Here is a 21,424-nt window from a genome sequence, read left to right on the forward strand (position 1 = left end):
GCTATAGGGAATAGAATGATAACCAAAAACCAAAAAGCGCAGAGGCTCTTTCAACTCCAACTTTAAAGACCTGCCGTTTTGAGGTCCTACTACACCACTGTTTACACTTTGACTGTGCAGCCAGTGGCCCCGGCCTTATGCGCTTCAACTCCGATCTGAAGCCCAAGACCAAATGAACGCACCATTCCTTCATAGATGTTGTTGATCTGTTCCTCTGTCACGCTTGAAGAGCTAATGGCAAACACACATGTCCCGTCGAAGTCTATAGAGTACTGCCCGTTCTCAAAATTGAGAGTTAGTTGAAGATCAGTGCTGGCCATCAATTGCCTCCATGAGCATTCGGCTTGATTCAGAGTCCCTTTCTCAATAGCACCACACAAACATCCAGTGAATCAACAAATAAACCCCTCAGCTTGGGGTGAGGTGGCCTCAAGTTGAGGTGAAGTCATCACTCCTCAAACACAGTGGTGATCAGTGTTTTGCCATCGAGCCGGATCCCCCTTTTTTCTCACAGACTCTAATCCAGCGGTCAAAACTCTTGACGCTAAGCCCTTGTGGCTTCATATCGTCTCGGACAATGTCCCATTCAGTAGAGTACCTCTGAGCTTGACGATACCTAATGGCTTGGTAAGCCGTCTGATAATGTTTGGTGAGCAGCCTAGCGGTTTCAAGCATCTGCTCTTCTTCGGGTGGTTCGACTCCTCTTGGGGAGGCCACTTCAGTAGAGAAGGAATGGCACTGGATGACGGCCTTCGCAACAAAGGGCCTCCAGGGATAATAGGAGTGTTGCTTGAGCCCCACTACCGACCTGATGGTCAATGACGGAAGCTAATTCGGGAAGCTTTCAGACCGGAAAAGACTACAGCTCCGTCTCCCCCATCATTGCCTCCTCTTCCAGCTCATCATCCATGGAAGTGTCCATAGCAAAGTGGCGCGTCTGCCAGCGCTCGAGAATCCAGGCTTCCAGCGCTTGGCGGCGATGATTAAGGGTTTCCGCATTCCAGTCATCGTAAGTGGCCAGCTTGCGCTCCTGCTTGATGCAGGAGTCACTGTAACTGGGGCTGACGCCAGGGGCACCCTTCTTTCGCTGAAAATCGAAGTTGGAGTAGCTGGCGTTGTCCTTGGTCAGCACCAGGTTGCCCAGGTCGTGCAGGTGGGTGGCGCGCTCCTCGTCACTCCACACCTTAAGCCAATGGGAGTCTTCCGCCGGAGTTTGGGGCAGGATGTGTTCGATGGTGGAGTCCTTGGCCAGCTCCTGCCAGGTGATTTTCGGCTTGCTGCCCTTGCCCTCTTTGTCCATCAGGTGGTGCTCGTATTCAAACAGGGTGTATTTGAGCAGCCTGCGCCAGTGGTACCACTTACCCGGCTCCTTCAATTGAACCGCAAAGGCACTGTCACTGGCGTAATAACGAATCAAGTCATGAATCTTGGCGACTATGGCCTCCAAATTCAGCTGACTTTGATTAAACAGCTCGTGGCCCCAGCGATACAGAGTGGAGCTGCCTGAGTTACTGCGCTTGCCCTCGAACAGAAACACCCGATAGGCGTAGCACTCCAGCGCCTGCAGCAATTCGATGTACTGGGCTTCTGTTACCTCGCCGGCTTGCCAACGGCTTCGAGCGGCCACCAACAAAGGCAAGAAGTTGGCGATGTTGCCGGTGTTGTTGATCCGCTCCAGCCAGGCCAGTTCGGCGGCGGAATCGGTGTTATCCGCCGTAGGGCTGATGACGACCTGGTAGTGGCGGGCTACCTCAGGTAATCCCTTTACGAACTTCAGCATAAAGGCGCGGGTTTCCGCCTTGGTTTTAGTGGCCTTTCCAGGCTGTCCATCGACAGCAAAATCTCTCAGCGGGATGTACTGAGGTTGCTTGAAGCCGTCATAACCCTTCCAGTTTTTCGGCAGATGATGGCAATAAAGAGTCCACGCCAGGCGCAGACATTGAGACTCGCTGCCACCAGCGTCGCCCACAAAGCCATAGGTGTCACGCCAGGCCAGGTTCACCCGGCTGGTCAGTTCCTCACGCTCCTCGGGTGCACCATTGCGGGCAATCCAGTGCATCAGGTAGTTTTTCAGCAGCTCCAGCACCGACAGCTCTTTGCCCCGGGAATTCATCAGCTCGAAGGTCATGCCAATCTCACACTCCTCCTCGATGGTGTAGGAGGTAAACACTAACTTACCGGTGATCGCCTCAAACAGCTGGATCAGGTAATCCACGCCCTTGGCATCGTCAGTCAAAAGCTCAGCGACGTGGGCCTGAAAGTAGGCGGTGGCTTCGCACAGACGGCGCTGATGTGGGGTGGTGGGTAGCTTGAGCGGCCGTCCCTCTGACAGCAGCCGATGGAACAGCTCGGCGGTGTCATTATTCAGGGTGAGCTTGCAGCGCAAACCGTCGTAGAGAAAGTCGGCGATGTCCCGCTCATACTCGGTCCGCCCCTTGGCTATCAGGGCATTAATGATCACCGACAGATACAAGCAGGTCGTTGTCAGGCGCTGTTGGCCATCCACCACATCGACCACCTTAGCCGGTCGGCGCCCATAGGTGGCGGTAGGGTGACTGGCCTGATAGGTCACCACGGTGCCGGTGTAGTGGTAGTGAACATTGTCGTCGGTAACCAAGGCATCCAGATCCTCAACGAAATCCCGCCACTGCTTCTTCTCCCAGGCGTAACCCCGCTGATAGTCGGGAATGTGGAACAGGGTGCTGGAGAAAAGGTCGGTAAGCGATTGCTTGTTCATTGAGTGGTTCCTGACTCATCAAGGGTGTGCCAAAGACCGCCTCTGACATCACAACAAAGCCTTATACCATGGTGACTTATGCTTTGAGTAGTGGACGGGTCACGGCAGGGGAATGGAGCTGGACGACAGGGCTGACAGAAAAACCCCGCCACCAGCCCGAAGACCGATGACGGGGAGGTCGATTACTGGTTGGGCATCAGTGGGGCGATAACCCGAGGCAGGACGCCCTGAAGCTTGGAAATGGCTACGCCGTAGTTGGTGATGGGCACGCCGCGGCGCTGACACTCGCGCACCCGGCGCAGCATCTCGGTGCGGTTGAACATGCAGGCGCCGCAGTGGATCACCAGGGCGTACTCCTCCAGGTTGTCCGGGAAATCGTGGCCACTGACCACATCGAACTGCAGGCTCTTGCCGGTGTATTTACCAATCCAGTTGGGCAGTTTCACCCGGCCGATGTCATCCTCCTGCACATTGTGGCTGCAGGCCTCAGCGATCAGCACCTTGTCGCCCTCTTCCAGGCTGTCGAAGCGCTCGGCCCCCGCCACCATGGGCGGCAGGTCGCCCTTGAAGCGGGCAAACAAGCTGGAGAAGGTGGTCAGGGGAATGGAGTTGGGCACCACCTGGTCGACGAACTTGATCACCTGGGCGTCGGTGATCACCAGCTTGGGCGGTGTGGTGAAGCGCTTCAGTGCGTCGGCCAGTTCGGTCTCCTTGACCACCATGGCCATGGCGCTTCGGTCCAGGGCTTCGCGCAATACCTGCACCTGGGGCAGGATGAGACGCCCCTTGGGGGCGGCGGTGTCGATGGGCGCCACACACAGCACCACGTCACCACTGCGGTAGAGATCCCCGGCCAGCACTGGTTCTGCCTTGAGCTCCTCCGGTGCCAATTCAAACAGCCGCTGCTTCAGGGCCGAGATATTGCTGCCGGTGGTGGCGGAGACGCAGATGTGGGCCAGGCTGCGCTCCAGGCAGAAAGCCAGATCATCCCGGGAGGGCTGATGGCTGTCGCCCTTGTTGAACACCACCAGAAACGGCAGCTCGAGAGACTGCATCTGCTCAATCAGCGCCAGTTCGTAGTCACCCAGCCCCTGATCGTCGGCGATGAGCATCGCCATGTCGGCGCGGCACAACACCTTGTGGGTGGCGCCCACTCGCAGGGCGCCGAGGTCGCCCTCATCGTCGATGCCGGCGGTATCGAAGATGGTCACCGGCCCCAGTGGCAGCAGCTCATAGGGCTTGGCCACCGCGTCTGTGGTGGTGCCCTTGGTCTCTGAGACGATAGAGATCTGCTGGCCGGTCATGGCGTTGAGCAGGGAGGATTTTCCCACGTTGCGGCGGCCCACCAGGGCTATCTGGTAGCGCATGCCCCGGGGCGTGGCCTGGGCCGCAGCGTCGGCGGCGTTTTGCATTCCGGTACACATATCAATGACTCCTGGAATCACCACGGGCACTAGAGGGCTCCAGGCCGTGCTGTTTTATCTGGTTGCGTATGACCTCCAGCCGCTCGCGCAGGAACGCCTTGGCGGCGTTCTTGCCGGGGTAGATGTCATACTTGGAAAACACATGCTGTGGGGTGAACGACGGCATCACCACGTTGCAGCCCCGCAGCAGAGCCAGGGCGCGAGCGCCGGGCTCCAGAGCCTCCAGCGAGCTGGTGGCGGGGATGTTGGCCCCGGGGTTCATCAGCCGCAGGATGGCGCTGACCCTGTGGCTTTTGAGCACACAGCCGTTGCCGGAGAGGGCCATGGGGGTCTGAGGGTGGGCCACGAAGGGCCCGCAGGCGATCATATCCAGCTTAAGCCGGGTCAGTTCGATAATGTCCTGAGCCAGAATCTCGTCGGTCATCCCCGGCAGATCGGTGATGATGCCGCAGCCAGTCTGGTAGCCCAGGGCCTGAATCCCCTTAAGCCTGTCCAGACGCTCATCGAAGTTGGCCTTGGGGCGGGACTCGGCAAACAGCCTGCGGTTGAAGGTTTCCATCTTCAGCAGGTAGCGGTCGGCCCCCGCCTCTCGCCAGGCTTTAAGCTCCTCCAGGCTGCGATCCCCTAGGGACAGGGTGATCGCCAGCTTGTGTTTGGCATTGATTTGATGAATCAGCTGGGTGATGTCATCACAGCGGAACTTGGTGTCGTCACCGGATTGCAGCACCAGGGTGCCCATGCCGAAGCTGGCCACCTGATCGGCCGCCTCAAGAATCTGATTGTGGCTGAGGCGATAACGCACCACCTCCCGGTTGGCGCTGCGCAGGCCGCAGTAGTGACAGTCGTTACGGCAGTGGTTGGAGAACTCGACGATGCCGCGCATAAACACCTGATCGCCAAAGGCGAGCTCTGTGGCCAGCCGGGCGCGGCTGAACAGCCAGTCGTCGTCGCTGCCGCCGAGCAGTTCCAGCACCTGTTGCCGGCTGAGCGGCATCTGGTCAGCCAGGGGCGGACTCATGACCGGCACTCCCCGGCTCTAGGGCTCACCTTTGCGGCGGCGATGCACTCCTGCACATAGCGGCCCAGGGCGATGGCCCAGGGCTCACTCTGCGTGGGTACCTGCCCCAGGTTAAACCACTGAATCAACGCCCCCGGCGCCAGGCCCAGGACGCAGGCATCCAGTTGCAACCACAGGCCCAGGGCTGCGGGCTCCGGGCTGTGGGCATAGTGGCCGACAAACAGGGTGTCGCCCACCAACAGCTGAGGCTGCAGCGGCAGGGCGCTGGTGAGCACTAACTTCACCTGGTTGGGAAACGCCTCAGACAAATCGTTGCACCACTGGCGTGAAGCGGCGTACACCCGGGAAACTTGTCCCGGAGTCATCCCCTGGCGCAGCACCTGGGAGAACTCCTGACGCCAGCATTTGGGCGGCAACACCGACAGTATGGTCAGGCGCTTGAGGCTGCCGTCAGCCAGGCGGCGACGCAGCATTGCCTCCACCGGCGAGCCGGCGAAGTTGTCGTAGATGGCGGCGTGCAGCACCACCTCGCTGGCCTCCTCCAGGGCCGCCAGCAGGGCGCCTCTGTCCAGGCCGGGGCTGGGGCGCACGCCCCTTTGTGAAACGCTCATCACAGGTAGATGTCCCTTTCACCGCCGTCGGTCTTGGCCAGGCAGGTGCGCACGTTGCGCTCCCGGGCCGGGCTCATGCTGGCCAGCTCCGACTCAATCAGGGCGTTGCCCGCCTCGCGGGTGCGCTCGCTGGCGTAGTCGTTGAGGTACTCGCGGAAGGTGATCAGGGCATTGGGCTGGCAGAACTTGCCGATGAACTGCTGCTTGGCCAGACCGATAAAGTGGTCGCCGGTGCGCCCCTTGCGGTAGCAGCCGGTGCAGAAAGAGGGCACAGACTTAGAGTCGGTCACCAGCTCGTAGATGATCTCGTCCATGGGGCGATGGTCCCCCAGGGAGAACTGCTCGGCGTCATGCTGCTGCTCCAGGGCTTTCTGGTAGCCGCCGGGGGCGGTGCTGGAGCCGGCGCTGATCTGGGAAACCCCCAGCTCCAGCAGCTCCTTGCGCATTTCGGCGCTCTCCCGGGTGCTCATGATAAGACCGGTGTAGGGCACCGCCAGGCGGGTAATGGCGACAATGCGCTTGAAGCAGTCGTCATTCACTTCATAGGGCGGGCGCTCGCTGAGCTCGGAGCCGTGGGCAGGCTCGATGCGCGGGAAGGAGATGGTGTGGGGGCCGACGCCGCAGTTTTGCTCCAGCTCCTGCACATGAGCCAGCATCGCCAGTAGCTCGAACCTGTGGTCGTAGAGGCCAAACAGCACGCCGATGCCCACGTCATCGATGCCCGCTTCCATGGCGCGGTGCATGGCGTAGAGCCGGTAGTTGAACCCCTTCTTCTTGCCCTTGAGGTGAACCTTCTCGTAGGTGGCCTTGTGGTAGGTCTCCTGGAAGCACTGGTAGGTGCCGATGGCCGCACTCTTAAGCACCCGAAAATCTTCCACGCTCATGGGGGCGCAGTTGACGTTGATGCGGCGAATCTCGCCGCCGTCGCCATGTTTAACGTCGTACATGGTCTTGATGCTGTCGACAATGGCCTTGACGCTGTTGCGCGGGTGCTCGCCGTAAACCGCCAGAATTCGCTTGTGGCCCATATCCTGGAGGATCTCCACCTCCCGGCGCAGCTCGTCGGTGCTCAGGGTCTTGCGCTTAAGCTGATGGTTGTCGGCATTGAAGCCACAGTAGCTGCAGCTGTTGGCGCAGTGGTTGGATACGTACAGCGGGGCAAACAGCACGATGCGGTTGCCGTAGATGGTGTCCTTGATCTCCCTGGCCACCGCAAACAGTTCCTCATCCAGTTCCGGGTGGGTGTTCTGCAGCAGAACCGCGGTCTCCTCCAGGGTCAGCCCTTGGCATTGACGGGCCTTCTCCAGCACCGCCCTCACCTGCTCGATGCTGGGGTTGGCGCACTGGTCGATGATGGCCCACAGGCCGTCGTCGTAGATAAAACTGGTTTGAGGATCGTAGACAGGCTGCTTCAGTGGATGGTGATGTGTGCTCATGTCGGGTCCAAGTCGGGTGGTTTCAGACGTTAAAAGCAGCCCCCTTGCGAGGGCTGCTTGTGTTTGAGTTAAGGGGTAAGCAAGGGCTTACTTGCGGGCCAGTTCGTCACCGCTGGTGGCCACCGGGGCGATCTCCTGCTCCACCCACAATGGGGTGTACTCCGCCGCGTCGTGATAGGGCACGTTGCCGTGGATCATCATCGCCTTGAAGTCGTCGAAGCGGTACACCGCCAGGAACAGGTGAACCGGCAGGAAGGCGGTCAGCAGCAGGCCGCTGGCCAGGTGAGCCATGCCCAGCAGCCACACCAGGTCACGAGGGGCGGCGTGGGGGATCAGCCACAGCACCAGGCCGGAGAGGATCAGCGCGGTACCGCCAACCAGCACACAGGCACCGAACAGCTTCTGGCCGGAGTTGTACTTGTTCATCGGTGGCACAGGCACCTTCTTGCCAAACAGGAACTTCTGCGGGTAACCGCCCAGAACCATAAACCACTTCACGTCGCGCTCAGACAGGCTGAACACCCGGGCCACGAACAGCACCACCCGATCGAACGCCATCACGGTGAAGGCCACGGCATCCAGGGTCATCACCACACCGGCGATGATGTGGATGTTGTAGGTCAGCTCCATGCCCTGGTCGGTCAGCGGCTTGAAGAACAGCAGCAGGCCGGTGGCCGCCAGAGGCAGGAAGCTCATCAGCAGGATGTAGTGGAACACCCGCACGTTCAGAGGGTGCTTGAGGATGGGCCTCATGTCATGTTGGTCATGATGCATTGTCGTCTCTCCCTTAGCTCAGCTTGGTGCGGTCAACGAAGTGGGTGTGCAGCAGCTCGTGGGAGATGTGCCCCAGAGGCTCGCCGCCGAAGTCGCTGTAGTACTTCTCGATGGCCGGGTTGCGGTGGCTGACGCGCACCTTGGCGATGGCGTCGTCCTGGTACAGACCGGCGCTGCGGGCCTTGATGTAGTCGTTGCGACGAGCCAGCTTGTTGGCAAACCAGCCCACGGGGATGGCCATGGCGGCAACGAAGGCGGCGCCCACGGCCATGAACTTACGACGAGACAGGAAGAAGCTGTCTTCGGCGAACAGATGGGTCTTCTTGGTCATGAGAGTGTCCTTATCCGATGTTGCCAATCCAGGATGAACCTGTGCCCTGTACGGGCTGCCCGCCGCCGTTCACACAGCCGCCGGCGCAGTTCATCACCTCGATGAAGTGGTAGGGAGAGGTGCCCGCTGCCACGTCACGCAGAATGGGTTCGATGTTGTTGCCCATGTCATGCACCACCGCCACCTTCACGGTGACCTCCTGGCCCAACTGTTTGTCGAACAGGGTGACATCGGCTTCCTTAACGCCTTCGAGGCCTCGCACTGGCTCCAGGTCCAGCTTGGCCATCTCGGTGTCGGTCAGCACCTTGTGGGCGGTACGCAGGGCCGCTTCCATGACGCCACCTGTGGTGCCGAAGATGGTGCCGGCGCCTGTGTACTGGGCAAACAGGCTGTCGCCGTCGTAGGCCGGGGTGGTGGCCAGATCGATCTTCAGCAACTTGAGCAGCTGAGCCATCTCGCGGGTGGTCAGCACCGCGTCCACATCCGGGTACTCGGCGGCGTGAGCGCCATGCTCATGGTTGTAGTGCCAGGCGGAGTTGAACTCAGGGCGGGAGGCCTCCACCTTCTTGGCGGTGCAGGGCATCACGGCGATGGTGAAGATCTTCTCCGGCTCCATGTCGTACACCTTGGCGCCGTAGGTCTTGGCCACGGTACCGGCCATCTGCTGAGGCGACTTGGCGGTGGACAGGTGAGGCAGCAGCGATGGGAAGTTGCCTTCCAGGTAGCGCACCCAGGCGGGACAGCAGGAGGTGAACTGAGGCAGGGCGCCGGCGTGCTCCTCGCCCTTAACGGTGGCGTGCAGGCGGTGGATGAACTCACTGCCCTCCTCCATGATGGTGAGGTCGGCGGCGAAGTTACAGTCGAAGATCTTAAAGCCCGCCTTGTTCATGGCGCCGTACAGCTTGCCGGTCACCAGCTCGCCGGTGCCCAGACCAAACTCTTCGCCGATGGCAACGCGCACCGCAGGCGCGATAATGCCCACCACAGTGGTGTCTTTGTCCGCCAGCTTGCGGATCACCCTGTCCAGCGCGCTGTGGGTCTCTTTGATGGCACCGAAGGGGCAGTTGATCATGCACTGGCCGCAGCTCAGGCAACGATCCTTAACGATGGAGTGGGCAGCGCCGGAGGCACCAACAATGGCCTGAGTGGGACAGAACTTCTTGCAGGCGTCACAGCCTTTGCACTTGGAAGCGTCGATCTCAATCAGCCCCTGGATTTCACCGGCTTGATAGGTGGTAGCAGTCATAGGGAGTTGCGTTCCTTGTTAACGGCCATCGACAACAGAGTTAATCGCTCTGGTTTTGCTGTTGTCGATTGCCGTGAGACGTAGTTCTTTAAAAGCGGCGGGGAATATAGAGAAAAGAACGCACAGCAAATTTGCTTTAAATCAAGTTCAGAAATAAAGACGACACAGATCTCACAACTTTTATTGAAAGTTATGATCTAAAACGTCTATTGCAGAGAGTGAAATTTCAAATGTCACGATCAGCTAATTGCAACCAGTGCAATGAACTGGCATCGATTATGACTCGACCAATTTCATTTGATCAAAAATATTTAAATGAACGACAGCAAATTAACAAAAAGAACTCCGTACCGGTTTAAACGGCGGGAAATATAAGATGCCTTTATTCTGCAGCATTAATTTATTAACCACCACTATTACTGAACCGTTATCGGTCTATTCCAGTGCCTTATCACTCCATCGCGGCAACCCGGAGGCGGGCGCAAAGCCCTGTCACAGCTGCGCCCACCGAGATCGGCGCTCACCAGAATCAGGTTGCCCCCCCCTTATCGGCGCACTTTGATTCCCTTCGGAAACACAAGAAATAAGCTGAGCAATTCAACGCTGACAATGCCGCTTTTCCAGGCCATTCACAATCAGAGAGAATAATTTATGAACAGGCCGTTTTTTCATTGCTGACGCCAGCAACAGTTCAAGCGAAATTTAATTAATACACTCCAAAAATAACAAATCAATAGTTTATGTTTATTAACTGTGTAAAAAACAGGCCACGATCACTATTTGGTCTAACCAATTATCCAATTAGAGCAATGTCTTTCAATAAAAATAATAAGGGGCAAACCAGTTGCCCCTTATAGTCTATTTAATCACCTACAGAGTTTATTTAAACTCAAACTTACCCTGCATGATGGCCCAGTGACCGGGGAAGCTGCACAAGAAGGTGTAATCACCCCCTGCGGTCAGCTTTTCAGTGCTGAAGGTCAGAGTGACAGACTCACCGCCGCCAATCACCTTGGAGGCCGCATACACCCGCTCATCCCCAGGCTTCACGTAGTTGTTGTCGAAACCGGCGGCCATGCCGTCGGTGCCCACTGCCGCTACATTGGCGGTGTCGGTGATCACCAGGTTGTGGCCCATGGCCTGGGCAGGAAGGGTGCCGGTGTGGGTCAGGGTGATGCTCACCTCCTTACAACTGGCGGGCGCACTCAGCACCTTGGTGTTGAACTGCATCATGTCGTTGGCCTCCAGACTGAGTTCGCACTCAGAGGCGTTGGCGCCAAAGCTCAGGCCCAGCATCAATGCGGCAGCCGCCAGGATTCGATTTGTCATAGTGATTCTCCGTGTCATTAAAGGTGTTTTGTTGTTTTGCTATTAGAAAGAGATACGTATCCGGCGCTCTCTTGGATGAGTCCCGCCCGCAGGCGGGACTCGATTCACAGGCCGCCGCGAGTGAGCTTGGCGGGATCGAGCAGCTGGGTCAGCTCCTCGACGGACAGATCGGTGTGCTCGGCGGCCACCTCGATGATGGGACGCCCCTCCTTGTAGGCCAGCTTGGCAATCTCCGCGGCCTTGAGGTAACCGATGATGGGGTTCAGGGCAGTCACCAGGATGGGGTTTCTGGCCAGGGCCTCCTGAAGCTTGGCTTCATTGACCTTGAAGCTGGCGATGGCTTTGTCTGCCAGCAGCCCGCTGACACTGGCCAGCAAACCGATGCTCTCCAGCAGGTTGTGGGCGATCATCGGCAACATCACATTGAGCTCGAAGTTGCCAGACTGCCCGCCGACTGTGATGGCGGTGTCATTGCCCATCACCTGGGCCGCCGCCATGGCCGCCGCCTCCGGCACCACGGGGTTGACCTTACCCGGCATGATGGAGGAGCCGGGCTGAAGCGCCTCCAGCTCAATTTCCCCCAGCCCCGCCAAGGGGCCTGAGTTCATCCAGCGCAGATCGTTTGCAATCTTCATGATGGATACCGCGGTGGCCTTCAACTGACCGGAGAGCGCCACCGCCCCGTCCTGGGAGCCGATGTAACTGAAGAAGTTGTCCGCCGGACGAAACGCCATGCCGGTGTCATCATTGAGCGCCTGACAGAAACGGGCAGCAAACTCGGGATGGGCGTTGATGCCGGTGCCCACGGCGGTGCCCCCCTGAGCCAGGGTTTGCATGGCCGGCAAGGCCTGCTCCAGCCGCTCGATATTCTGCTCCAGTTGACTGGCCCAACTGAGCAGGCTTTGTCCCAGGCTCACCGGCATGGCGTCCATCAGATGGGTGCGCCCGGTCTTGATAAAGCCCTCGACCTTGACCGCCTTGGTGCGAATCTCTGCGACCAGGTGTCGCAAGGCCGGCAACAGGGTGTCGCTCACCTCGATGCTGGCACTGATGTGAATGGTGGAGGGGATGATGTCGTTGCTGCTCTGGGCACAGTTGATGTGGTCATTGGGGCTGACCGCCTCCCCTAGGATGCGACTGGCCAGGGTGGCCAGCACCTCGTTGGCGTTCATGTTGGAGCTGGTGCCAGAACCGGTCTGGAAGATGTCCACCGGAAAGTGGGCCATCAACTCCTTATCACCCTGAAGCTCGTTGCTGGCCTGAACGATGGCGTCGGCCACCGGCTCCGGAAGCTGCCCCAGCTGGCCATTGGCCCGCGCGGCCGCCGCTTTGGCCTTGAGCAGCGCCCGGATGAAGGACTCAGGCATAGTCCGGCCACTGACAGGGAAGTTGTTCACCGCTCGTTGGGTCTGAGCTCCATAGAGCGCCTCTTTCGGCACCTGGAGTTCTCCCATGCTGTCTTTTTCGATGCGCGTAGACCCCATGCTGCTCTCCTTATGTGGTGTCACACTAGTTCTGATAAACGTAGAAGGTTGGCTGGAAAAAGCGGGTGGTAATGGTCAATTCCCGCTGCAAAGCCTGAACGTGCAGCCGCTCCTTCTCGCTGCTGGCCAGCCGCTTTAGCTGAAACAGAGGCCGGTAGATTTGGTTGAGGCAGGCCTCCCGCCAGTGGCTGGGCAGCAGCTCATCCAGGGCGGTATCCAGAAGCAATCGAAACTGGCCTTCATAGTGGCGTCTCTGGCGCTGCATCGGGCAGCAGTCACAGCGCCCGCAAGCCTGTTTCAGGTGGCGGCAGGGCTCCTGCCCCAGCCAGCACTCAATGAGATCATGATTATCCGGCTCACTGGCCCGGCGTATCTGCCTAGCTAATGCATCCATAGACGCTTCCCTCAGTTTCGATACAGCAAACCGATTAATGAATTGAACCAATGCAAATGATAACGATTCTCAATATTGTATTGCAACTCTTGTGGTGAGTTCCTTGGCAAAGAGTTATCCACCCGACAGGTCACTCAATTGCAACCATACTTAGGACAAGAAACTCCACTTTTATAGAAGGAGGCCAGAATGTTGGAGCAATCGAGATGCGGATTACTGGTGGTGGATATTCAGGGATCACTGGCCCGCCAGGTGGTGGACAGCGATAAGATCATCGCCAACGCCAAACTGATGATTCAGGCGGCGGAGATTCTGGAGATGCCGGTTATCACCCTGGAGCAGTACCCCAGGGGGTTGGGCCCCACGGTGGACGAGTTGCAACAGCAGCTGTTTGAAGAGCCCAAGCGCAAGACCAGCTTCAATGGCGTTCAACATGAAGCCATTGAGAAAACCCTGCTGGATACCGATCGCCGCCAATGGCTGGTGTGCGGCATTGAGTCTCACATCTGTGTCTATCAGACCACCATGGGGCTGCTGGATGCGGGATTCGAAGCGGAAGTGATCATCGACGCCATCTCCTCCCGGCATCCTCTGGATACTCAGGTGGCCATCGACAAATGCCGGAACCTGGGTGCGGGCATCACCACAGTGGAGATGTGCCTCTATGAACTGATGGCCACCTCGCTGAATGAGCACTTCAAGGAGATCCTGCCGCTGATCAAGGCGCATACCGACTGACCTCTCCCTCGGGGTGCCGTCTGTCTGTTAAGGTAGAGGCAGTATGGAAACGGAGGCTGCGCAATGAAGCAATTGGTGCTCTATCTGGGGCTGGGATATCTGATGCTCTGTCTGGGGTTGTTCCTGCTGCAGCGAAAGATGCAGTATTTCCCGACTCCGCCTCTGCCAATCAAAGGGGCCCAGGCGGTCAGTTTTGACCACCAGGGGATCACCCTGCGCGGCTGGCAGGCCAATCCAGATCAGGAGAGCGCCCTACTCTACTTTGGCGGTAACGGTGAGCAGATTGAGCAGAATTTGGACCAGTTCCGCCAGTGGTTTCCGCACCACAGCATCTACCTGATCCCCTACCGTGGCTATGGCAACAGCGACGGCTCCCCAACTGAACAAGGCATTGTCGCTGATGCTCTTTATCTGTTTGACGAATTGAGCCAGGCCCACCCCAGAATCACTGTTGTCGGTCGCAGCCTGGGATCCGGCGTGGCCGTGCAGGTGGCGGCACACAGGCCGGTGGACAGAGTCGTCCTGGTCACCCCCTTTGACAGTGCCCTGGCGGTTGCCCGGGATCTCTACTGGATGTTTCCCCTGTCTGTGCTGATGAAAGACCCCTATCGCTCGGACCTGCTGGCCCCACGGATTGACGCCCCCAGCTACGTGGTGATCGCCGGGGATGATGAAGTGATTCCACTGAAACGAACCCAGGCTCTGGTGGATGCCCTGGGGCCCAACCTGCAGTGGAGCCGCAAGATCGAGGGTGCCGGTCACAACACCCTGTCACTCTATCCAGAGTATGGCCACGCCCTGAAACAAGCGGTCAACGGCGACGATTAGGCCCTAATCGTCGTCCCGCAGAGACAGCGCGGGCTGGCTTCGTCTGTCGACCTCCAGATGAAACAGGTCTGGACGATGGTAATGGCCGCTGACATCCAGTGCCTTGCGAGAGTCGGCGGCGGCCTGGATATCAATCTCGGCGTACAGCCCCCCCTTTTCCCGATGCAGTGGCCCGGCATGCACTCCGCCAAAAGGCTTGACGATGACCGCATCGCCACTGTTGATCCACTCGTCATCCTTGAACAGCCGGCTGCGCTCGGGAAACTCTTGCGGAACATCCCTGCCCTCAATGGCAGTGGCGGTGCTCATCACCCAGCACCCCCCTTCTCTGGCGATGTGATTCATCGAAGCGTGCCAGGTTTCGCCGCAATCCCAGGTGGGTGCCAGGTAGATATCCACGCCCTGGGCATAGAGGGCAAAGCGGGCCAGGGGCATGTAACTTTCCCAGCAGATAAGACAGCCGATGCGTCCAACCGCAGTCTGCACCACCTTAAGGCCACTGGCATCACCGCAGCCCCACACCATCCGCTCTGGATTGGTGGGCATCAGCTTTCTGTGGCGGTTCACCAGGGAGCCGTCGGCATCGATAATGACGACGGTGTTGAACAGGGTTGAGCCACTGAACTCGGCATCCAACTCGTTCATCCCCATGACCACCACCATGTTGTGCTTGGCAGCCGCCTTACAGATGGGTTCCAGGTCTCCTGCGGCGATGTTGACCGAGTTTTGCCGAAGTTGACTGTGGATGCGGTTACCCAAAGCCATATCTCCGCCGGGGCGCAGGCGCCATATCCAGGTGGGATAACCGGGCAGGTAAGCTTCGGGAAACAACAGCAGGCGAGTTCCGGATGTGGCCGCCTCCTCTATGGTTTCCAGGGCGCGGTCAATGGAGGTTTGCAGGTCCAGTAACGCAGGAGGCCTTTGTGAAATTCCGACGCGAATACTCATGGCAACCTCGGTCGAGAGACAAAGAAGCCTTAACCCTAGTTCAAAGTGGAAAGAGTACAACTCGGTTCAGACTCGGGTGTCATAGGTGGACGCCCCGCCCTGCATCAGGGATGCGTGGTGAAGGAAATAATCCATTGGTATCGAGCCATCAATGAAGTCACATAGCCAGCAATGAACGGTGTACAAACTCTGGACAGCGACAGTAGGATGGTGGGGATGTTAACTCACGGACAGTAATGATGATCTATCATCTGGCGGCGGACGCCGTACTGCTGATTCACCTGACCTTTATCCTGTTCGCCCTGTTTGGCGCCCTGCTGGGGCTGAGGCAACGTTGGATACTCTGGCTGCACCTGCCGGCCGCCATCTGGGCCATTGTCGTCGGGTTTATGGGGTGGATCTGCCCCTTGACGCCCCTGGAGAACTTCCTGCGCACCGCCGCCGGTGAACAGGGTTACAGTGGCGGCTTCATTGAGCACTATGTGCTACCAATTATCTACCCTCAAGGCCTGACTCTGGATTTGCAAATGCTGTTTGGCCTGACCGCACTGACCATCAACCTGGTGATCTATTACTTTGTAATAAGAAAGCTCTATTTTTCCGGCAAAACTGATTTGACTGAATAAAGTTAAATAACAAAAAAAGTTATAGATTCAATAAGCCCATGAAAGAAAAGATGCTTTAACGAATATAACCACTCAAATAAAATTCGTTATTTCAGTTTCAGCAAATCGCTCAAAATCAATGACATGCACAACAGGCAAACTCCCAAGCCAAGATAACAAATATTGAATGTAAGTATCCATTTTCAAATTATTGACCCTCGTCAACGACTCCGCCAATGGGTGTTATAGAGTTGTAACTCGGCCCTGTGATTTCATGCATATTTGGTGCAAAGGAGTTGCCATGGAAAAACCCGTAAAGTGCATCTGTTTTTATCGACCGGATAAATTGCAGTCGCCCCTGCCTGCTTTGTGCCAGGGGCTGGAATGTCAGGTAGTGGAGCTCACCAGGGAGCAAGAACTTGCCGTCTACGGCCAGTGCAGCGATCCCATTCTGTTTCTGGTGGCCGCCCAGTTACTGCCCAAAATCAATGGCAGCCTGCCAGGGTGGCTGGAGAACCTGCTGGACCATCACCTGGTCGCCATCTATGACGCCAGCGAGCTTCACTACAACCCCATCAACCTGATCCACCATGGCTTGCGCGGCGTGCTCTACCATGGCAGCAAGCTGGATCAATCCCTTACCGGTATCCAAACCATGCTGCAAGGCAACCTGTGGTTTAAACGGATTCATATGGAACAAGCGCTGAGTGAGCTGATAAAGGAGCACCAGCAGCACCAAACCCCATCCGACGGTCGCAACCTGGACAAGCTGACCGAAAGAGAGATTGGCATCGTTCGCCTGGTGGCACTGGGCTCCAGCAACAAGGAGATCGCCCGCCAGTTGTTCATCAGCGAATACACGGTAAAGGCACATCTCGCCTCCGTCTTCCGCAAGACCGAAACCCATACCCGCGCAGAGCTGGTTGGAAAACTGGCCTCGACTCAGCAATAAAAAGCCCCCGCCCGAGAGCGGGGGCAAACTTCAGGGAACAAGGCAATCAGAATTGACTGATGGAGATGACATTGCCTGTGCCCTGTTGCGCGAAGTCAGCGACGTTTCCGTAAGAGGTCTGACGGAAGGTGATGACGTTGCCTTCACCCTTCTGAGTGGAAGTCAGCTTGTTACCACCGGACTTCTGGTCACCAGACAGCTTATTGCCAGTGCCGCTCTGAGATATATCCAGCTCATTGCCGACCACACCGGAGTTGGTTTCGATGTCGATCCAGTTACTTTGACCTTTCTGGTCAAACTCAGCCAGCAGGTCAGCTGAAGTGGACAGCAAGTTAATGGCGTTCAGACTGCCTCGTTGGGCCAAGTCCACATCGGCTCCCTTATCTCTGCCATTGAGATTCAGCAAGGCGCTGTTCTGTTCACCCTTCTGGAAAGTCTTAATCTTGGCGTTGTCGACATCGGTAACTTTGGCGTCCAGTTGGTTCATATAGCCACGCTGCTCTGAATTAAATTTCAGGCTTTCACCCTGGCCATACACGTACAGATTGGTGTAGTTCTGCTCGCCCTTCTGCTTGGCATTGAGCTTACTGTCCTGAATGCCGTTAACAGTGGTAATAATTAGGTTGCTCTGCCCCTTCTGCTCAAACGCCATGCTAGAGCTAATGGCATTGGTTGCGGCAGCGCTCAGTATATTACTCTCGCCCTTCTGGTCGACTTCCACCTTGGCATCTTCAAAGTTGATGCCCACCAGCCCCAGGTAGGCCTGGTTATACTGGCCATGCTGCTCAGTCTTGATCTTGCTCTCTTTCACCCAAAAAACATTGGAGGCAGTGTAGTTGCCTTCACCATGTTGCTTGGCGACCACCTTGCTGGACTCAGCGACATTCACCCAAGCGTTGATGCCATTGCTCTTACCGTGCTGCTCGGTCTTGAGGGTGCTGTCATACACACCACCAACTTGGCCGTTCATCCAGTTACCATTACCTTCCTGCTTGGCATTAACCTTGGCTGTATCTGTACCCACGACATTAGCAGCTATGCGGTTTTCCTTTCCATGCTGCTCGGTGACCATTTCGCTCTCTGATACCAAGATCATGGTGCTATCCAGGCGGTTGCCATTACCCTCTTGAGTGGCCTTCATCTTGGCGGTATCGGACCAGGTTACACGAGACTCGATGAAGTTCTCCTTACCATGCTGCTCGGTATTAACATTGCTGTTGTCGACCCAGCGAACCTGGCTGTCCAGTTGGTTGGCATTGCCTTCTTGGGCTGCCCGAACGGTGGAGGTTTTGGCTCGCTCAACTTTGGACTTCATCAGGTTGTCCTTGCCGTGCTGGGCCAGGTTGACGTTGGCGTTCATCGCCTCGCCATTGCCCTTCATGGTCAGATCCATAACGTTGCGCTGGCCATCCTGGTCCATCTTCACCTTGCTGTCCCTAACGGAGTAGAGTGCGGCGTCCGCCTGGTTTTCACGACCATGCTGATCCACCATCAGGGTGTTTTCATTGGCCTGCATACCGTAATAGCCAATACGGTTTTCGGCGCCGTACTGCTTCATGTTGTAGGTGTTATGGCTGCTTTGGATGGTATCCAGCTCAATCTCATGGCCTACTGGATTGTCGCCATCCCCTGAGGTTTGGCTGATGTCGGCCCGCTCGTAGTCACCGTCCAATTCCATCTTCAACAGATGACCTGCACCGGGAGCACTGTCCTGACTCAGGCGCATGTTGTAGCCAGTGCCATCTACCTTACCCCGATCCAGGTTAAAGTCGATGGCGTTGTCATGGCCCTTCTGCTCCATCTTGAGATCATGTTCTCCGCCACCTTCAAAATTAGCTTGAGTGATGGTGTTATTCTGACCATTTTGCTTGTAATTCATCGTGTTCATGGCTGAGCGTACGTCTGCACCAAGGATGACGTTGCCTTCACCTTTTTGACGGAACAGGGCATCGTTGTCGCCCCAGCTACGATACTCGACGTTGTTTTCCACGCCATTTTGCTCGACTTTCACTTCATCTGCCGCGTTGGCGCAAAAGCCGACGCCCAACAGGGCCAGGGTAATGACTGATAAGTTGAATCCACGTTTCATCATCTACTCCTTCACCACTTCAATAGTGGTTGATTGTTACCGTGCGAAAATTGCCGGTTTGATTAATTTGCCGTGAGAGCGAGTCACCGCCTCGGGAGTAGTCATTCACTACCGCCCGGTTGTAGTGCCCCACCTGGTTAATGCCGATGGCACTGTTGTCTGTCGCCTGATGGGTGATCGCCAGGTTTCCCTGCCCCTGCTGGGCAATGCTGGCCTGGTTGTGGCTGCCTTCCTGAGCCATCAGGGCGGTATTGCCTGTGCCCTGTTGACTGACGCTGGCTTTCTGCATCCACCCCTGCTGGGTGAGCACCACCAGATTGGCTTGACCACCGCCCTGCATCAGCTGCGCTTCATTGGCGATCCCCTGTTGGCGGACAACGACGGCATTTCCTATGGTCTGCTCCATCAGTTGGGCCACGGTGGGCTGCTCAATCAGCCTCTGCAGCGGCAGAGACAATTCCAGCGCCTGGGCCGGTAGCCATACCATCAAGAGCAAGGTGAGTAAGTGCTTCATGCCGTTCCCCTGTTATCACAGGCAAGTTCATCTTATGGGGCAGAGCCTGGGTGGCGGAATCACCCATACAGGCATAAATAGAAAAGCCTTAACCATTGATTATTAAGGATTTAAATTGACTTAACTCAGGCTAGAACATTGGGGCTAATCAGGGCGATGGGACTAGTCCCCCCATCGATAAAGAGAGGCAATACGCGAGGCGAGGGCCAGGCATAAAAAAACGGCCACCGAAGTGGCCGTCGTGCGGTTTGGGGACACTATCCCGCACTCCAATAACCTTTTGTTATGCCCTTCTCTATGATGGCGATCACCGCCGCCTCCATTGCCTGGCGCACACACAACTGCACCGGCTCATTGGTGCTGTATCCGCCTTCCGCTTCCGCCAGTCGGTTCAGGCTGACATAACGGAAGAAACCCGCCCGCAGCTCCTGGGAGAAGATCTGCTTGGTGGAGGAGACGGAGATCAGCACCTTACCTGTCATCACGTCTACGGCGCGAAGATAAAGGGTAACCTGGTCTTTTCGGTAAAGCTCAGAGGCGCCAATGCCGTAGTACTCCATACCGATGCCGCCGGTCTCGATGTCGGTATCGTAGGCGGTGATGCCCCCTTCAAACAGCAGTCTGGCGTCGGCCAGGGTGCCCATGGCATCGGCCTGCTCTCCCAGGCGCTGACGAATGATCTTGCGCTCAGTCAGCAAGTTCTGCAGCCCCTCCCGCTCCACGGGGTCAAACCAGGCGCTGTCGAGCAGAGTCTGAACCAACATGGAGGTGGCACCCTGGGTGACCGCCGTGGAGAAGGAACTGACGTTGGCCTGAGGCTTGTACTGGCCGGTCTGGTCCCGGAACGCGTACACCGCCACCGGAATCGGGTACTCCGGCGCAGGATCCTGCTGAAGCTGGAGCATCGCTTCGCTCACCGGATCGATGCGGGCAGGTTCGACGAAAAGCTCAGGCTTACCGATGGCCGCACAGCCGCTGAGCATCAGCATGCCGGCCAGAATCAGGATACGTTTCATCAGTAGCTCAACTTAGGCAGCACGATCTCAGTGATCTCGCCGGTAGCCAGGTCGGTAATCAGCACATGGATGTTGTTGGGGTCATCATCCCGGACGTCGATGACATACTCGCCAGTGTTGTAGGTGCCAGCGGTAAAGTCACCTTGGGTAATGTCACTGGTGAGGCTATAGAGCAGGTTGCGCTCCAAGGCATCCTGAAACTGCTCAACGAAGCTCGCCTCTTCATAGGACTTGGTGTGGTCGTTTTGTGATTGAGCCTTGCCGAGCAGGAAGGAGCCGTTGAGCGGATTGCCGCCGAAGCTGGGGTTGATGGGTTGATAGGTCAACTGGGTCGCCGTGGCCGGCAGACTGACCGCCAGCAGCAAGATAACTTTTCTCATGGAGCCTCCCCAGAACAAGCCCTACCAGGGCTCATCCTTCTGTCCCAAAATGATGTTGGCCTTGACCCGCGCCACATGATCTATGGTGGTGCGCATGGCGTCGTCGGCCCGCTCTTTGATGTTGTTGTAGCGACGACCGAAGTAGGTGATGTACACCTGCTCCTGGTTGACGGTGATCCACAGCTTGGTGCCCGCCTGAGGGTAGACCGTTTCATGGACGGTCACGGTGAACCCCTGGGTGCCGGGCAGATCACGCCAATAACCAGCGTAGTAGTAGAGAAAGTCCCGGCCAAAGCGGGTGACGGTACGGTCTATCAACAGTCCGTCCAGCTCAATCTCAGCAGTCAACGCCGGTGCGGGCAGCAACCACAACAACAGGCCGAGAATCAGAGTTCTTCTGCGCATCTCTTCCTCCAACTCAGCCCAATCTGACCCGAGGATAACGTCCCCCTTGATAACAACGGCATCCCCCGTTTGGGCGTAATCCGGCCTGGTTTCGGCAAAAGGACTAGCCCATGACACCGACCGCGTCTTTGGGTACTCTTTGGAGCTATCTCTCGAAGAAATCAG

The 21,424-nt window shown here is 57.2% G+C and carries 22 protein-coding genes; 4 read left to right on the forward strand and 18 right to left on the reverse strand.

The genetic code is table 11. The features are described from left to right. Positions 1-101 precede the first annotated feature (101 nt). The 12 genes from QUE41_RS15675 to QUE41_RS15730 form a co-directional block, all read right to left on the reverse strand. The gene (locus QUE41_RS15675; protein ID WP_286339939.1) at positions 102-320 is read right to left on the reverse strand and encodes a hypothetical protein; all 219 of its coding nucleotides are present in this window, start codon (positions 318-320) and stop codon (positions 102-104) included. Between the two features lie 539 nt (positions 321-859). Beyond that, positions 860-2,737: a DUF262 domain-containing protein gene (locus QUE41_RS15680; RefSeq protein WP_286339940.1), complete on the reverse strand. Its 1,878-nt coding sequence runs from the start codon at positions 2,735-2,737 to the stop codon at positions 860-862. 182 nt (positions 2,738-2,919) lie between these two features. Beyond that, entirely contained in the window at positions 2,920-4,161 is a 1,242-nt protein-coding gene (gene hydF, locus QUE41_RS15685) for a [FeFe] hydrogenase H-cluster maturation GTPase HydF (protein WP_286339941.1), read from the reverse strand. Position 4,162: 1 nt separating this feature from the next. Beyond that, positions 4,163-5,179, reverse strand: coding sequence for a [FeFe] hydrogenase H-cluster radical SAM maturase HydE (gene hydE, locus QUE41_RS15690; RefSeq protein ID WP_286339942.1), 1,017 nt, complete (start codon positions 5,177-5,179; stop codon positions 4,163-4,165). Further along, complete coding sequence (locus QUE41_RS15695) at positions 5,176-5,790, reverse strand: hypothetical protein (protein WP_286339943.1); 615 nt, start codon at positions 5,788-5,790, stop codon at positions 5,176-5,178. Before QUE41_RS15695 ends, hydE begins: the two co-directional genes overlap by 4 nt. After that, positions 5,790-7,226, reverse strand: a complete 1,437-nt coding sequence (hydG, locus tag QUE41_RS15700) for a [FeFe] hydrogenase H-cluster radical SAM maturase HydG (protein WP_286339944.1) — start codon at positions 7,224-7,226, stop codon at positions 5,790-5,792. The genes QUE41_RS15695 and hydG overlap by 1 nt, the downstream gene beginning before the upstream one ends. 87 nt (positions 7,227-7,313) lie before the next feature. After that, positions 7,314-8,000 carry a cytochrome b/b6 domain-containing protein gene (locus QUE41_RS15705; RefSeq protein WP_286339945.1) on the reverse strand — a complete coding sequence of 229 codons (687 nt, stop codon included), beginning with the start codon at positions 7,998-8,000 and terminating at the stop codon, positions 7,314-7,316. 13 nt (positions 8,001-8,013) lie between these two features. Continuing rightward, positions 8,014-8,331: an iron hydrogenase small subunit HydB gene (gene hydB / locus QUE41_RS15710; protein WP_028109439.1), complete on the reverse strand. Its 318-nt coding sequence runs from the start codon at positions 8,329-8,331 to the stop codon at positions 8,014-8,016. A 10-nt stretch (positions 8,332-8,341) separates the two neighbouring features. Beyond that, entirely contained in the window at positions 8,342-9,577 is a 1,236-nt protein-coding gene (gene hydA / locus QUE41_RS15715) for an iron hydrogenase large subunit HydA (RefSeq protein WP_286339946.1), read from the reverse strand. A gap of 879 nt (positions 9,578-10,456) precedes the next feature. Further along, positions 10,457-10,906, reverse strand: a complete 450-nt coding sequence (gene azu / locus QUE41_RS15720) for an azurin (protein WP_286339947.1) — start codon at positions 10,904-10,906, stop codon at positions 10,457-10,459. 104 nt (positions 10,907-11,010) lie between these two features. Further along, positions 11,011-12,390: a class II fumarate hydratase gene (locus QUE41_RS15725; RefSeq protein ID WP_286339948.1), complete on the reverse strand. Its 1,380-nt coding sequence runs from the start codon at positions 12,388-12,390 to the stop codon at positions 11,011-11,013. Between the two features lie 25 nt (positions 12,391-12,415). Beyond that, complete coding sequence (locus tag QUE41_RS15730) at positions 12,416-12,784, reverse strand: hypothetical protein (RefSeq protein WP_286339949.1); 369 nt, start codon at positions 12,782-12,784, stop codon at positions 12,416-12,418. A gap of 189 nt (positions 12,785-12,973) precedes the next feature. Here QUE41_RS15730 and QUE41_RS15735 point away from each other — a divergent pair, with 189 nt between their 5' ends. Together QUE41_RS15735 and QUE41_RS15740 are read left to right on the forward strand one after the other, a co-directional pair. Further along, a complete protein-coding gene (locus QUE41_RS15735) occupies positions 12,974-13,522 on the forward strand; it encodes an isochorismatase family protein (RefSeq protein WP_286339950.1) in 549 nt (182 codons plus the stop codon). 63 nt (positions 13,523-13,585) lie between these two features. Beyond that, the gene (locus QUE41_RS15740; protein WP_286339951.1) at positions 13,586-14,350 is read left to right on the forward strand and encodes an alpha/beta hydrolase; all 765 of its coding nucleotides are present in this window, start codon (positions 13,586-13,588) and stop codon (positions 14,348-14,350) included. A gap of 3 nt (positions 14,351-14,353) precedes the next feature. Here QUE41_RS15740 and QUE41_RS15745 read toward each other — a convergent pair whose 3' ends face one another. Beyond that, on the reverse strand, positions 14,354-15,298 hold the full coding sequence (locus QUE41_RS15745; protein ID WP_286339952.1) for a carbon-nitrogen hydrolase family protein: 945 nt from the start codon (positions 15,296-15,298) through the stop codon (positions 14,354-14,356). Between the two features lie 236 nt (positions 15,299-15,534). On the opposite strand from QUE41_RS15745, the gene QUE41_RS15750 reads away from it, so the two are divergent. Both QUE41_RS15750 and QUE41_RS15755 read left to right on the forward strand, forming a co-directional pair. After that, complete coding sequence (locus QUE41_RS15750; protein ID WP_286339953.1) at positions 15,535-15,924, forward strand: DUF2784 domain-containing protein; 390 nt, start codon at positions 15,535-15,537, stop codon at positions 15,922-15,924. A gap of 280 nt (positions 15,925-16,204) precedes the next feature. After that, positions 16,205-16,855: a helix-turn-helix domain-containing protein gene (locus QUE41_RS15755; RefSeq protein WP_286339954.1), complete on the forward strand. Its 651-nt coding sequence runs from the start codon at positions 16,205-16,207 to the stop codon at positions 16,853-16,855. Positions 16,856-16,901: 46 nt separating this feature from the next. On the opposite strand, the gene QUE41_RS15760 is transcribed toward QUE41_RS15755, so the two are convergent. From QUE41_RS15760 to QUE41_RS15780, 5 genes are all read right to left on the reverse strand, one after another. Further along, a complete protein-coding gene (locus QUE41_RS15760) occupies positions 16,902-18,944 on the reverse strand; it encodes a hypothetical protein (RefSeq protein WP_286339955.1) in 2,043 nt (680 codons plus the stop codon). 19 nt (positions 18,945-18,963) lie between these two features. Beyond that, positions 18,964-19,458, reverse strand: a complete 495-nt coding sequence (locus tag QUE41_RS15765) for a hypothetical protein (protein ID WP_286339956.1) — start codon at positions 19,456-19,458, stop codon at positions 18,964-18,966. Positions 19,459-19,715: 257 nt separating this feature from the next. Then, on the reverse strand, positions 19,716-20,474 hold the full coding sequence (locus tag QUE41_RS15770; protein ID WP_286339957.1) for a CsgG/HfaB family protein: 759 nt from the start codon (positions 20,472-20,474) through the stop codon (positions 19,716-19,718). Next, positions 20,474-20,854, reverse strand: a complete 381-nt coding sequence (locus QUE41_RS15775) for a curli assembly protein CsgF (protein WP_286339958.1) — start codon at positions 20,852-20,854, stop codon at positions 20,474-20,476. The genes QUE41_RS15770 and QUE41_RS15775 overlap by 1 nt, the downstream gene beginning before the upstream one ends. A 21-nt stretch (positions 20,855-20,875) precedes the next feature. Then, positions 20,876-21,259 carry a curli production assembly/transport protein CsgE gene (locus tag QUE41_RS15780; protein ID WP_286339959.1) on the reverse strand — a complete coding sequence of 128 codons (384 nt, stop codon included), beginning with the start codon at positions 21,257-21,259 and terminating at the stop codon, positions 20,876-20,878. Positions 21,260-21,424: the final 165 nt, after the last annotated feature.

It is taken from the genome of Ferrimonas sp. YFM (genome assembly GCF_030296015.1).
Lineage (GTDB): Bacteria > Pseudomonadota > Gammaproteobacteria > Enterobacterales > Shewanellaceae > Ferrimonas.